Source organism: Streptomyces sp. NBC_00557 (assembly GCF_036345995.1).
Classification (GTDB): Bacteria; Actinomycetota; Actinomycetes; order Streptomycetales; family Streptomycetaceae; genus Streptomyces.
Genome location: NZ_CP107796.1, coordinates 4,802,875 through 4,815,666, shown reverse-complemented (window position 1 = coordinate 4,815,666; position 12,792 = coordinate 4,802,875). Strand labels below are relative to the sequence as shown.

The 12,792-nt window shown below is 72.5% G+C and carries 7 protein-coding genes; 3 read left to right on the top strand and 4 right to left on the bottom strand.

Annotation, left to right across the window (positions count from 1 at the left end; all coding sequences use genetic code 11):
- Positions 1-178 precede the first annotated feature (178 nt).
- The 3 genes from mfd to OG956_RS20965 form a co-directional block, all read right to left on the bottom strand.
- A complete protein-coding gene (gene mfd / locus OG956_RS20975) occupies positions 179-3,724 on the bottom strand; it encodes a transcription-repair coupling factor (protein WP_330339527.1) in 3,546 nt (1,181 codons plus the stop codon).
- 289 nt (positions 3,725-4,013) lie between these two features.
- Positions 4,014-6,596, bottom strand: a complete 2,583-nt coding sequence (locus OG956_RS20970; RefSeq protein ID WP_330339526.1) for an ABC transporter permease — start codon at positions 6,594-6,596, stop codon at positions 4,014-4,016.
- A complete protein-coding gene (locus tag OG956_RS20965; RefSeq protein ID WP_443065583.1) occupies positions 6,593-7,432 on the bottom strand; it encodes an ABC transporter ATP-binding protein in 840 nt (279 codons plus the stop codon). The genes OG956_RS20970 and OG956_RS20965 overlap by 4 nt, the downstream gene beginning before the upstream one ends.
- Before the next feature lie 411 nt (positions 7,433-7,843).
- Here OG956_RS20965 and OG956_RS20960 point away from each other — a divergent pair, with 411 nt between their 5' ends.
- The 3 genes from OG956_RS20960 (at position 7,844) to OG956_RS20950 (ending at position 11,668) form a co-directional block, all read left to right on the top strand.
- Complete coding sequence (locus OG956_RS20960; RefSeq protein WP_330339524.1) at positions 7,844-9,349, top strand: MFS transporter; 1,506 nt, start codon at positions 7,844-7,846, stop codon at positions 9,347-9,349.
- Positions 9,350-9,548: 199 nt separating this feature from the next.
- Positions 9,549-10,028 carry a DUF485 domain-containing protein gene (locus OG956_RS20955; protein ID WP_330339523.1) on the top strand — a complete coding sequence of 160 codons (480 nt, stop codon included), beginning with the start codon at positions 9,549-9,551 and terminating at the stop codon, positions 10,026-10,028.
- Positions 10,025-11,668 carry a sodium/solute symporter gene (locus OG956_RS20950; protein ID WP_330339522.1) on the top strand — a complete coding sequence of 548 codons (1,644 nt, stop codon included), beginning with the start codon at positions 10,025-10,027 and terminating at the stop codon, positions 11,666-11,668. The genes OG956_RS20955 and OG956_RS20950 overlap by 4 nt, the downstream gene beginning before the upstream one ends.
- 13 nt (positions 11,669-11,681) lie before the next feature.
- Here OG956_RS20950 and OG956_RS20945 read toward each other — a convergent pair whose 3' ends face one another.
- Positions 11,682-12,569, bottom strand: a complete 888-nt coding sequence (locus tag OG956_RS20945; protein WP_443065582.1) for a DivIVA domain-containing protein — start codon at positions 12,567-12,569, stop codon at positions 11,682-11,684.
- Positions 12,570-12,792: the final 223 nt, after the last annotated feature.

The window sequence follows — 12,792 nt, the reverse complement described above, 5'->3', positions numbered from 1 at the left end:
TACGGTAACCGCCGTACGGCCGACAGCAGATGGGCACGAAAGCGGCGCTTCGGGGCGGCGGGCGGGGAACGGGGGCACGGCGGTGCCGTGCCGGGGGGCGCGCGGGCCGGTGTGCGCCCGCCCGCGCCCCTCGCACCGTGCCGCCCCGCCTTCTGCGGGCCCGCACCCGTGACGTCTTCTACGACCCCAGGACCGAGGCGAGGAACTCGCCGACCCAGCCCAGCAGTTCGCGGCCGACCAGGGGCTTGCCGCCGACCTTCGCGGTCTTCGGGCGCGGGACCAGCACCTGGTGTGCGGCCGGCTTGATGACCGTGCCCGGGTAGAGCCGCTTGACCCGCAGTTCCTGCGACTCGCGCAGCTCCACGGGCGCGAAGCGGATGTTGGCGCCCTGGAGCACGATCTCGCCGACGCCGCAGGCCCGCGCGAGCATCCTGAGGCCGGCCACCAGCAGCAGGTTCTCCACCGGTTCGGGCAGCTTGCCGTAGCGGTCGGTGAGTTCCTCGCGGACGGCCTTGATGTCCTCTTCGGAGTTGGCGGAGGCGATGGAGCGGTAGGCCTGCAGGCGCAGGCGCTCGCCGGGGGCGTAGTCGTGCGGGACGTGCGCGTCGACGGGCAGCTCGATCTTGACCTCGAGCGGTGCCTCCTCCACACCTCCCGCCGAAGGCCCCCCTGTCTCCAGCTGGCGCCGGTAGTCGGCGACGGCCTCGCCGACCATGCGGACGTACAGGTCGAAGCCGACGCCCGCGATGTGGCCGGACTGCTCGCCGCCGAGGAGGTTGCCGGCGCCGCGGATCTCCAGGTCCTTCATCGCCACGTACATGCCGGCGCCCATCTCGGTGTGCTGGGCGATGGTGGCGAGCCGTTCGTGCGCGGTCTCCGTCAGGGGCTTCTCCGGCGGATACAGGAAGTAGGCGTATCCGCGCTCGCGGCCCCGGCCGACGCGGCCGCGCAGCTGGTGCAGCTGGGACAGGCCGAAGGTGTCGCCGCGCTCCACGATCAGGGTGTTGGCGTTGGAGATGTCGATGCCGGACTCGACGATCGTGGTCGAGACGAGGACGTCGAACTTCTTCTCCCAGAAGTCGACGACGACCTGCTCCAGCGCGGACTCCGACATCTGGCCGTGGGCCGTGGCGATGCGCGCCTCGGGAACGATCTCGCGGAGCCGGGCGGCCGCGCGGTCGATGGACTCGACGCGGTTGTGGATGTAGAAGACCTGGCCCTCGCGCAGCAGTTCGCGGCGGATGGCGGCGCCGATCTGCTTCTCCTCGTACGGCCCGACGAAGGTGAGGACCGGGTGGCGCTCCTCCGGCGGGGTGGTGATGGTCGACATCTCGCGGATGCCGGTCACGGCCATCTCGAGGGTCCGGGGGATCGGCGTCGCGGACATCGTGAGCACGTCGACGTTGGCACGGAGCTTCTTCAGCTGCTCCTTGTGCTCGACGCCGAAGCGCTGCTCCTCGTCGACGATGACCAGGCCCAGGTCCTTGAACTTCGTCTCGGAGGAGAACAGGCGGTGGGTGCCGATGACGACGTCCACCGAGCCGTCTCTGAGGCCCTCGAGGACGGCCTTGGCCTCGGTGTCGGTCTGGAAGCGGGAGAGCGCCTTCACGTTGACCGGGAACTGCGCGTACCGCTCGGAGAACGTCCCGAAGTGCTGCTGCACCAGCAGGGTCGTCGGCACGAGGACGGCGACCTGCTTGCCGTCCTGTACGGCCTTGAAGGCGGCCCGCACCGCGATCTCGGTCTTGCCGTAGCCGACGTCGCCGCAGATCAGGCGGTCCATGGGGACCGACTTCTCCATGTCCTCCTTGACCTCGGCGATGGTGGTGAGCTGGTCGGGGGTCTCGGCGTAGGGGAAGGCGTCCTCCAGTTCGCGCTGCCAGGGCGTGTCGGCGCCGAAGGCGTGGCCGGGGGCGGCCATGCGCGCGCTGTAGAGCTTGATCAGGTCGGCGGCGATCTCCTTGACGGCCTTCTTCGCGCGTGCCTTGGTCTTCGTCCAGTCGGCGCCGCCGAGCCGGTGCAGGGTGGGGGCCTCGCCGCCGACGTACTTGGTGATCTGCTCCAGCTGGTCGGTGGGGATGTAGAGGCGGTCGCCGGGCTGGCCGCGCTTGGCGGGCGCGTACTCGACGACCAGGTACTCGCGGGTGGCGCCCTGGACGGTGCGCTGCACCATCTCGATGTAGCGGCCGACGCCGTGCTGTTCGTGGACGATGTAGTCGCCCGTCTCCAGGGTGAGCGGGTCGATGGTCTTGCGGCGGCGGGCCGGCATGCGGGCGCCGTCGCGGGTGGCGGCGCGCTGGCCGGACAGGTCGGTCTCGGTGAGCACGGCGAGTTTCAGGGCCGGGTCCACCAGGCCGTACTCGATCGAGCCGCAGGAGACGTGCACCACCGAGGGGCTCAGTTCGCCGAGGTCGGCGTCCAGGCGGGCGGCGATGCCCTCGTTGCCGAGCACCTCGACGGTGCGGGCGGCCGGGCCGTGGCCCTCGGTGACGAACACGGTGCGCCAGCCGTCGGCGAGCCAGCCCTTGGTGTCGGCGAGGGCCCGGGCGGTGTCGCCCCGGTAGCTCTCGGGCGCGCGCATGCCGAGCTTGAGGGTGTCCGCGTCCAGCTCCTCGTCGGCGGCGAACGGGGAGACGGACCACCACATCATGCCCAGCTCGCGCGCCCGGTCGCGGACGTCGGCGATGGACCACAGGGAGGCGGCGCCGACGTCGATGGGGGCCTCGCCGCCGCCGGCGGTGGCCGCCCAGGAAGCCTGCAGGAACTCCTGGCTGGTCGCGACGAGGTCGGCGGCCCGCGTGCGGACCCGCTCGGGGTCGCAGACCACCGTCATGGCGCCCGCGGGCAGGACGTCGAGGAGCAGCTCCATGTCGTCGACCAGGACGGGGGCGAGGGACTCCATGCCCTCGACGGCGATGCCCTCGGCGATCTTGCCGAGCAGCTCGCCCAGCTCGGGGTGTTCCTCGGCGAGGGCACGCGCGCGTGCCCGGACGTCGTCGGTGAGCAGCAGCTCGCGGCACGGCGGCGCCCACAGGCCGTGCTCGGCGACTTCGAGGGAGCGCTGGTCGGCGACCTTGAAGTAGCGGATCTCCTCGACGTCGTCGCCCCAGAACTCGATGCGCAGGGGGTGTTCCTCGGTGGGCGGGAAGACGTCCAGGATGCCGCCGCGCACGGCGAACTCGCCCCGCTTCTCCACGAGCTCCACGCGCGCGTAGGCGGCGGCCGCGAGGGCTTCGACGACATCGTCCAGGTCGGCGCTCTGCCCGGTCCTCAGGGACACCGGTTCCAGGTCGCCGAGGCCCTTGACCTGCGGCTGCAGCACGGAGCGCACGGGGGCCACGACGACGGAGACCGGGCCGGTCCCGGGGTCGTGGGGGTTGGGGTGGGCCAGGCGGCGCAGGACGGCGAGGCGGCGGCCGACGGTGTCGCTGCGCGGGCTGAGCCGCTCGTGCGGGAGGGTCTCCCAGGAGGGGTACTCCACGACGCCGGCCTCGGGCAGCAGGGAGCGCAGGGCCGCCGCCAGGTCCTCGGCCTCGCGGCCGGTCGCCGTGACCGCGAGGACCGTACGGCCGGCCTCGCGGGCCAGGGCGGCGACCGTGAAGGGGCGGGCCGCCGGGGGGCCGACGAGGTCGACGTGCATGCGGTTGCCGTCCGCGGCCGCCGAGATCGCTTCCGCGAGGGCGGGGTCCTTGACGACGGCGTCGAGCAGACCGTGCAGGCTCATGGGGGCAGTTTCCGTCCGGGGGTGGGCAACGCAAGCAGCCCGGTGCGGTGGGCATCCGGGGGGTGTCCAGCGTACGACGTCGACAAGGTTGCCGTCGGGCCTGTGGACAACCAGGGGACTCCGCCCCCTGGGCCCCGGCCCAGGCCCACCCGCCACCCGATTCGGCCGGCCGGGAACGGCCGGGAAGCGGACCGGCGAAAACCCGGCGCCGGGAAGTCGTGGTGACTTCCCGGCACCGGGTCTCCCCCGCAACCCCCGTATGCGGTGGTCGTCGGGCCGGCCTGTGCGGCTAGTCCGTCGCGATCGCGTTCAGGACGTTCATCCGGCCGGCCCGGAACGCCGGGATCAGGGCGGCGAAGAGGCCCACGAAGGCCGAGGCGACGAAGACCGTGGTGATCGTCGGCCAGGGGATCTCCAGGATCTTCAGGCCCTGCAGGGCGAGGAGCTTCTGGGCGGTGGCGCCCCAGCCGATGCCCAGGCCGAGGCCGATCATGGCGCCGAAGAGGGCGATCACCACGGACTCCAGGCGGATCATGCGGCGCAGCTGGCGGCGGGAGAGACCGATCGCCCGCATCAGGCCGATCTCCCGGGTCCGCTCGACCACCGACAGTGCCAGGGTGTTCACGACGCCGAGGACGGCGACGATGATCGCGAGGGCGAGCAGGCCGTAGATCATGTTCAGGAGCTGGCCGATCTGGTCCTTCAGCGCCTTCTTGTAGTCGGTCTGGTCGCGCACGGTGAGCTGCGGGTAGTCGTCGTGCAGGGCCGACTTCAGGGACTTGTAGGCCGCGGCCTGCCGTCCGTGCTCGGCGGTGGCGAAGACCAGCTGGTCGAGCGGCATCTTCGCGGCGGGCACGTACCTCGCCAGCGTGCTGATCGACGTGTACATCGCGCCCTGGTCGATCACGTCGTCGCTGCTGGTGATGGCCCGGACCGTCAGGTGGGCGGTGGAGCCCTCCCTGAACGCGACGGTGATCTTCGAGCCGAGGTGGATGCCGTGGGCCTTGGCGAACTTCTCGTGGACGGACATCGAGTCGGGCAGGTAGGCGTCCGTGAGGTTCCCGGCGACGGTCTTCTTGCGCAGGTCGGTCGCGTAGGTCCGGTCGGCCGCGGTGATGTCGGTGTTCTTCAGGGTCCGGCCGTCGGGGGTGGTGAAGTCGGCCAGGGTCGGCTTGTACTCGGTGACCCGGGCGAGGCCGGGGGTGTCCTTGATGAGCCTGACCGCCTGCGGGACGACGCGCTGGCCGTTGTCGCCCTGGATGATGAAGTCGGTGCCGACGGTCTTGTCGAGCTGGTCGGTGGCCGAGGCGACCATGGAGGAGCCGACCACGGACAGGCAGGCCACCAGGGCCAGGCCGATCATCAGGGCCGCGCCGGTGGCGCCGGTGCGGCGCGGGTTGCGCAGCGCGTTGCGCTCGGCCATGCGGCCGACGGGCCCGAACACGCGCAGGACGACCGCGCCGAGGACCCGGACCAGTCCGGCGGCGAGCAGCGGGCCGATGACGACGAAGCCGATCAGCGTGGTCACCACGCCCAGGCCCAGCCAGCCGGAGCCCGTCCTGGCCTTGTCGGCGGTCGCGGCGACGTACAGGCTCCAGCCGCCGGCGGCGGTGAGCAGCAGGCCGATCACGGCGCGGACGGCGCCGGCCTTGGCGTCGGCGGGGGCGCCGGCGTCGCGCAGGGCGGCCATCGGGGAGACCTTGCCGGCGCGGCGGGCGGGCAGGTAGGCGGCGAGGACGGTGACGACGACGCCGAGGAGCAGGCCGACGGCCGGGGTGGTCCAGGCGATGGTCAGGTCGTCGGTGGACAGGTGCATGCCCATCTTGCCCATGAGGTGCATCAGGCCGACGGCGATGCCGACGCCCGCGCCGACCCCGAGCACCGAGCCGATCACGCCGAGCAGCAGCGCCTCGATCAGCACGGAGCGGTTGACCTGCTTGCGGGAGGAGCCGATGGCGCGCATCAGGCCGATCTCGCGGGTGCGCTGGGCGACCAGCATGGAGAAGGTGTTGATGATCAGGAAGATGCCGACGAGGAAGGCGATCCCGGCGAAGCCGAGCATCGCGTACTTCATCACGTTCAGGAAGCTCTCGACGCTCTTCTGGTTGGCGTCGGCGACCTCCTTGGCGGTCTGCACCTTGTAGCCGTGGCCGAGGGCGGCGGTCACGTTCTGCTTCAGCCGCGCGTCGCTGACGCCCTTGGCGGCGGTGACGTTGACGTTGGTGTAGACGCCGGTGCGGCCGACCAGGGTCTGCTGGGCGGTCCTGGTGTCCAGGTAGAAGATGGCCGCGCCGGGGTTGGTCACCTGGAAGGCGGCGATGCCGGACACGCGCGCGTGGTGGGTGCCGACGACCGAGATCATCCCGATGTCGTCGCCCAGCTTCAGGTGGTGCTTGTCGGCGGTGTCCTCGTCGACCATGACCTGGCCGGGGCCCTTGGGCGCCGCACCGGAGACGATCTTCATGGTGCGGGCGTCGTTGCCGTTCCAGCTGCCGACGATGGTCGGCGCGCCGCTGGTGGGCGAGAGCTTGTCCTTCTTGGCGTCGATGACGGTGACCGTGGTGGAGAACACGGTGCCCTCGGCCTTCGCCACGCCCCGGGCGCCGCGGACGGCGCCGACGACGGAGGCCGGCATGACCGGCGGCTTGCCGGTGCGGGAGGTGGTCTCGCCGGTGTCGGAGGAGCCCTTCGCGCTGACCGTCACGTCCGCGGACGTGGCCTGGAAGAGCTTGTCGAAGGTGGTGTTCATGGTGTCGGTGAACACCAGGGTGCCGCACACGAACGCCACCGACAGCAGGACCGCGATCGCCGAGAGCGCCATCCGGCCCTTGTGGGCGAAGAAGTTGCGCAGCGAGGTCTTCAGGACGGTCATGACGTGCGCCCCCGGGCGTCGAAGTCCTTCATGCGGTCCAGGACCTGATCGGCCGTCGGCTGGTACATCTCGTCGACGATCCGGCCGTCGGCGAGGTAGAGCACGCGGTCGGCGTAGGAGGCGGCGACGGGGTCGTGGGTGACCATCACGATCGTCTGGCCGAGTTCGTCCACCGAGCGGCGCAGGAAGCCGAGGACTTCGGCGCCGGCGCGCGAGTCGAGGTTTCCGGTGGGCTCGTCGCCGAAGATGATCTCCGGGCGGGCGGCGAGCGCGCGGGCCACGGCGACGCGCTGCTGCTGGCCGCCGGAGAGCTGGGCCGGCCGGTGCTTGAGGCGTCCGGCGAGTCCGACGGTCTCCACCACGCGGTCCAGCCAGGCCTTGTCCGGCTTGCGGCCCGCGATGTCCATGGGCAGCGTGATGTTCTCGATGGCGTTCAGCGTGGGCAGCAGGTTGAACGCCTGGAAGATGAAGCCGATCCGGTCCCGGCGCAGCCGGGTGAGCTTCTTGTCCTTCAGGCCGGTGATCTCGGTCTCGTCCAGGTAGATCCGGCCGCTCGTCACCGTGTCGAGGCCGGCGAGGCAGTGCATCAGCGTGGACTTGCCGGACCCCGAGGGGCCCATGATGGCGGTGAACTGGCCCCGTGCGATGTCCACGTCGACGTGGTCGAGGGCGACGACACGGGTCTCGCCGGACCCGTACGCCTTCACGACCTGCCGCGCCCGCGCGGCAACGGCCGTACTCCCTCCCGCGACCCGGCCAGCGCCCCTCATCGAGGCGCTTCGCGCCGCACCTTCCGAATCGCCCCCGTGCCCGGGAATGGTCACAGCCGATGTCACGGTATGTCTCCTATGTCGGTCGACAAGTCGGTCAGGTGCGCGCCGGTGTGCCGGAGCGCCGTTCTTGGGTACGCGTCGAGTCTCGCGGCCGGCGGGGTCCTCGCGCGCTGGTGCGAAGCCCCCTCTCTCGCGGGGGAAAACCCCACCCCGCCGGTGCGGTCAGCCGCCCCCCAGCGGCGTAAAGCCAGGTTAAGGACCGCGCTCGCCCCCGCACGTCCTCCGCCGGGACGACCCCTCCCCGAGCCGTGGTACGGAGGGACCCCTAGGGGTCCTCCACCCCCGGGCGGAGATTCGTCTCGGGGTCGCCTCCACCCCTCGGTGCGCAGAGCCTCCACCCTGCCGCCGCGTGAGAGTCAATGGGAAGCTGTCGTACCGGAGATAGGTGCAAGGGGCACGGGGAGGGGTTCCACGGTGGGGAGTACGACACCCGCGATACGCGGCGGCGCCGTCGACGGGCAGGGCACCCGGCGCCGGGGCGCCGTCGTCGCCGCGCTGATGCTGGCGATGGCACTGGCCGCGCTGGACGCCACCGTCGTCTCCACGGCCGTACCGCAGATCGTCGGCGACCTCGGCGGTTTCTCGGTGTTCTCCTGGCTCTTCTCCGGCTATCTGCTCGCCGTGACCGTCACGCTCCCCGTCTACGGCAAGCTGTCGGACACCTTCGGCCGCAAGCCGGTGCTGGTGACGGGCGCGGCCGTGTTCCTGGCCGGCTCGCTGCTGTGCGCGGGCGCCTGGAACATGGCGGCGCTGATCGCGTTCCGGATCGTGCAGGGCCTGGGCGGCGGGGCGTTGCAGGGCACCGTGCAGACGCTGGCCGCCGATCTGTACCCGCTGGCGCAGCGCCCGAAGATCCAGTCCAAGCTGTCCACGGTGTGGGCGGTGTCGGCGGTGGCCGGGCCGGGGCTCGGCGGGCTGCTCGCCGCGTACGCGGGCTGGCGCTGGATCTTCCTGGTCAACCTGCCGATCGGCGCCGCCGCGCTGTGGCTGATCGTCCGTCATCTGCACGAACCGGCGCGGGAGAAGCCGGAGAACGGCCGCCACGCGCGCGTGGACTGGGCCGGCGCGCTCGCGGTGTTCGCCTGCGGCGGGGTGCTGCTGACCGCGCTGGTGCAGGGCGGGGTCGCCTGGCCGTGGCTGTCGGCGCCGTCGCTGACGCTGTTCGGCACGGGACTCGCGCTGGCGGTCGTGGTGGTCGCGGTGGAGCGGTGGGCGGCGCAGCCGATCATCCCCGGCTGGGTGTGGCGGCGGCGTACGATCGCGGCCGTCAACCTGGCGCTGGGCGCGCTGGGGCTGCTGATGGTGGCGCCGAGCGTGTTCCTGCCGACGTACGCGCAGTCGGTGCTCGGACTCGCGCCCGTGGCCGCCGGTTTCGTGCTGTCGGTGTGGACGCTGTCCTGGCCGGTGTCGGCGGCGCTCAGCCAGCACGTCTACCGCCGCATCGGCTTCCGCGACACCGCGCTGCTCGGCATCGGCCTGGCCGCGCTGATCCTGGGCGCGTTCCCGCTCCTGCCGTATCCCGGCTCCTGGTGGCAGCCGACGCTGCTGATGCTGCTGCTGGGCGGCGCGCTCGGGCTGTTCCAGCTGCCGCTGATCGTCGGGGTGCAGTCGACGGTGGGCTGGTCGGAGCGGGGCACCACGACCGCGTCGGTGCTGTTCTGCCGGCAGACCGGACAGACCCTGGGCGCCTCGCTGTTCGGCGCCGTCGCCAACGGCGTGCTGGCCGCGCGGCTGGGCGGGGCGGGCGATCTGGACTCCGTCACGCGCGCGCTGGACGCCGGTACGGCACCGGAGGCGACCCGGCGCGCGATCGCCGACGCCGTGCACGCGGTGTACCTCGGCGCGGCCGCCGCGGCGGCGCTCGCCTTCGTGGTGCTGCTGGCGGTGGCGCCGCGCCGGTTTCCGGTGCGCGACGAGTGAACGGCCCACCGAAAACGGCGGGTTAACGCGGGTAACACCCCAGGTGGGGGCCGCCCTGCGCGTAGTAAGCGCATACCGACCGGCCAGTTCGGTGAAAACGCCGCGCGGCACCCCACCCGCGAGTAGCGTGCGTGGCTCCGCACCCCCCACCTCCCTGCGGTCCGCCGCCACGGACCCGAGCCGCGCAAGGAGCCCCGGGATGTCACAGGACCCGCCGCACCCGTCGTACGACCCGCTCCAGCCGTATCCCGCCCCCTTCCCGCCTGCCCACGACCGGCCCCCCGCCCCCTACGGCCCGCCCCACCTCACCTACCCCTGGCAGCCCGCTCCCCCGCCGCCGCCCCGCCCGGAGCGGCGGGCCGACCGCGAACCCGTCGGCCACCACAGCGACCTGAGGGTGCTGCGCAGCGCCTACCGCTGGCAGCGGCGCACCGCCACCCTCACCGCGCTCGGCTACTTCACCCTGTTCCTGGTCCTGTCCGCCTGCGCGCCCGGCGTGATGACCCGCACGGTCGCCGACGGCATCCCCGCCGGCCTGCTGCTCGCCGTGGCCCAACTGCCGGTCACCTGGCTGGCGATCGCCCTGTACGAGCACACCGCCCGCCGGCACGTCGATCCGCTCGCGGACCGCATCCGCAAGGAAGCCGAACTGAACGCACGCCGAGGAGCGCTCCGATGACCGCCGCAGCCACACCCGCCCCGGGAGGCTTCACCGGGTTCAGCGGCTCCGCCCAGTCGATGTCGCTGGTCGCCTTCTCCACCGTCGCCACCGTCACGCTGCTGCTGTGCGTGATGGCCGGCCCCGACCGCGACGACCTCGACGAGTTCTACACCGGCTACAGCTCCCTGTCCCCGCTGCGCAACGGCCTGGCGATCGCCGGCGACTACATCTCCGCGGCCACCGTCCTCGGCACCGGCGGAGTGATCGCCCTGTGCGGCTACGACGGCGTCGTCCTCGCGCTGAGCACGGCGCTGTCGCTGATGCTGCTGATGTTCCTGCTGGCCGAACCGCTGCGCAACGCGGGCCGGTTCACCATGGGCGACGCGCTCGCCCGCCGGCTGCCCGGCCGCTGCGTGCGCATCACGGCCTGCGCGGTGACCATCGCCGCGCTGCTGCCGCTGATGCTGGTCCAGCTCGCCGGGACCGGGCAGCTGATGGCGTTCATCCTGGGCTTCACCGACGCGTCCCTGAAGACCGCGTGCGTCGTCGGCCTCGGCGCCCTGATGATCGCCTACGCGGCGATCGGCGGCATGAAGGGCACCGCGCTCATCCAGATCCTGAAGATCGTGATGCTGGTCGGCTCGGGCTCCGTGATCGCCCTGCTGGTCCTGCACCGCTTCGACTGGGACCCGGGCGCCCTGTTCACCGCGGCCGCCGGCAACAGCGGCGCCGGGCCGGCCTTCCTGCACTCCGGCCTGGAGTTCGGCACCTCCGGCACGTCCCGTCTCGACATGGTCGCCTCCGAGCTGACCGTGGTCCTCGGCGGCGCCTGCCTGCCGCACATCACCATGCGCATGTACACCGCCTCCAGCGCCCCCCAGGTGCGCCGCTCGATGTCCTGGGCGGTGTCCATCGTCGCCCTGTTCGTGCTCGTCATCACGGTGGTCGGGTTCGGCGCCACGGCGCTGGTCGGCCGCACCGTGATCGCCGGCGCCGACCCGCAGGGCAACACCGCCTACCTGCTCGGCTCGCGGGCGGTGTTCGGCGCCGACGTGTCCACGGCCGAGACGTTCCTGTTCACCATGGTGACGACGGCGCTCTTCCTGACCCTGCTCGCCTCGGTCGCCGGGATGATCCTGGCCTGCGCCAACTCCCTCGCCCACGACGTGTTCGCGGCCCGCGTCGAGGAGATGCCGGCCCGGCGGGAGATGGCCCTCGCCCGCGTCTCGGCGCTCGCCATAGGGGTGCCGACGATCCTGCTCGCCACTCTGGTGCAGCACCACAGCCTGCAGCCCCTGGTGACGCTCTCCTTCTGCCTGGGCGCCTCCGCCATCGCGCCCGCCCTGGTGTACGGGCTCTTCTGGCGCCGCTACACCCGCAGCGGCCTGCTGGCCACGCTGATCGGCGGCAGCCTGACCGTGCTGCTGCTCATGCCGGGCACCAAGCTGGTGTCCGGCTCCCCCGTCTCGGCCTTCCCGCACGCCGACTTCAACTGGTTCCCGTTCACCACCACCGGCATCGTCTCCATCCCGGCCGGCTTCCTCTTCGGCTGGCTCGGCACGGTCGTCTCCGGCCGCGCCAAGGCGGAACAGCAGCGGCGCCAGTACGAGGCGGTGGAGGGCTGGATCCTGGCGGGCGCGGTGCGCAGGGGCGGCTGACCGGCGCGGCGGATCACTCCGGGGCCGCCCGGCTCGTCAGGGCGTGCAGCCTGCTGCGCGCGTGATCCATGTGCGCGCGTACGACGTCCCAGGCCTCGCCGTGCGCGCGCAGCACCTGCTCCGTCTCCAGGGCGATGCGTTCCTCGCGCACGCGCGCCTCGGCGATGATCGCGGCGGCACGCACGGGCGCCTCCTCCTGGCTGCGTCGCGCGTACTCCTCGGCCTCCGCCAGGGCCCGCTCGGCGTCGGACAGTCCGGCCTCGGCGCGGCTGATGCGCTCGTCGAGCCGGGCCTGGAGCGCGGCGGCCCGCCCGGCCGCCTCGCGCTCGGCCCCGGCCCACCGCTCGGCCAGCTCCCGGGACTGCGCGGCGAGCATCCCGGCGGCGCGCTGCCGCGCCCCGCGCACCTCGGCGAGCACCGCCGAGCGACCCTCCCGCACCGCGCGCCGGGTGCCGGTGCGCAGGCCGTCGGCCTCGGCGCGCGCGGCCTCGAGCCGACGGCGGGCGTGTTCGTCGGCCTCCGCGCGGAGCGCGTCCGCCGCCTCCTGCGCCTCCCGCCGTACCCGGTCGGCGTACGCCCGCGCGTCCTCGACGTGCTGGTGCGCTTCCCGCCGCGCGCGCTCGCGCAGGTCCGCCGCCTCCTCCAGCACCCGCTGGAACAGCCGGTGCGCGCCTTCCCCGAGCGACTCGTACGTCTGCGGCGGGAGCCGGTCGACGGTCTCCCGCAGCCGCGCCGCCTCCGCCTCCATGTTCTTGGCGAGCACGGTCAGCCGCGCGGCCCGCTCCCAGGCGGCGTCGCGGTCGTCCGACAGCCGTGCCAGGAAGGCGTCGACCTGCTCGGGGCGGTAGCCGCGTCCCCGGACCGTCACGAAGCCGTGCGGCGACATCGATGCGCTGCCCACCCTGGGAACCCCTCTCCACCGGACGTACACGACAGGATGATTCCGCGCACATCTTGATGGATCGGACATAAGTGTTCATAACGCGACACTCCGCAGTCACGTCACGCTGGGAACACCAGGAATCCCACACACCGGGATCGGCCCGCGCCGGGCACACCGGCGCCCAGCACGCCCGCCTCCGCGGCGGCGACCGGGCAACGGTTCGTCACCGGACCGCTCCCGC

Excerpts from the sequence above, each read along its gene's own strand:
- mfd (WP_330339527.1), bottom strand. The coding sequence starts at position 3,724 with ATGAGCCTGCACGGTCTGCTCGACGCCGTCGTCAAGGACCCCGCCCTC.
- OG956_RS20970 (WP_330339526.1), bottom strand. The coding sequence starts at position 6,596 with ATGACCGTCCTGAAGACCTCGCTGCGCAACTTCTTCGCCCACAAGGGC.
- OG956_RS20950 (WP_330339522.1), top strand. The coding sequence starts at position 10,025 with ATGACCGCCGCAGCCACACCCGCCCCGGGAGGCTTCACCGGGTTCAGC.
- OG956_RS20955 (WP_330339523.1), top strand. The coding sequence starts at position 9,549 with ATGTCACAGGACCCGCCGCACCCGTCGTACGACCCGCTCCAGCCGTAT.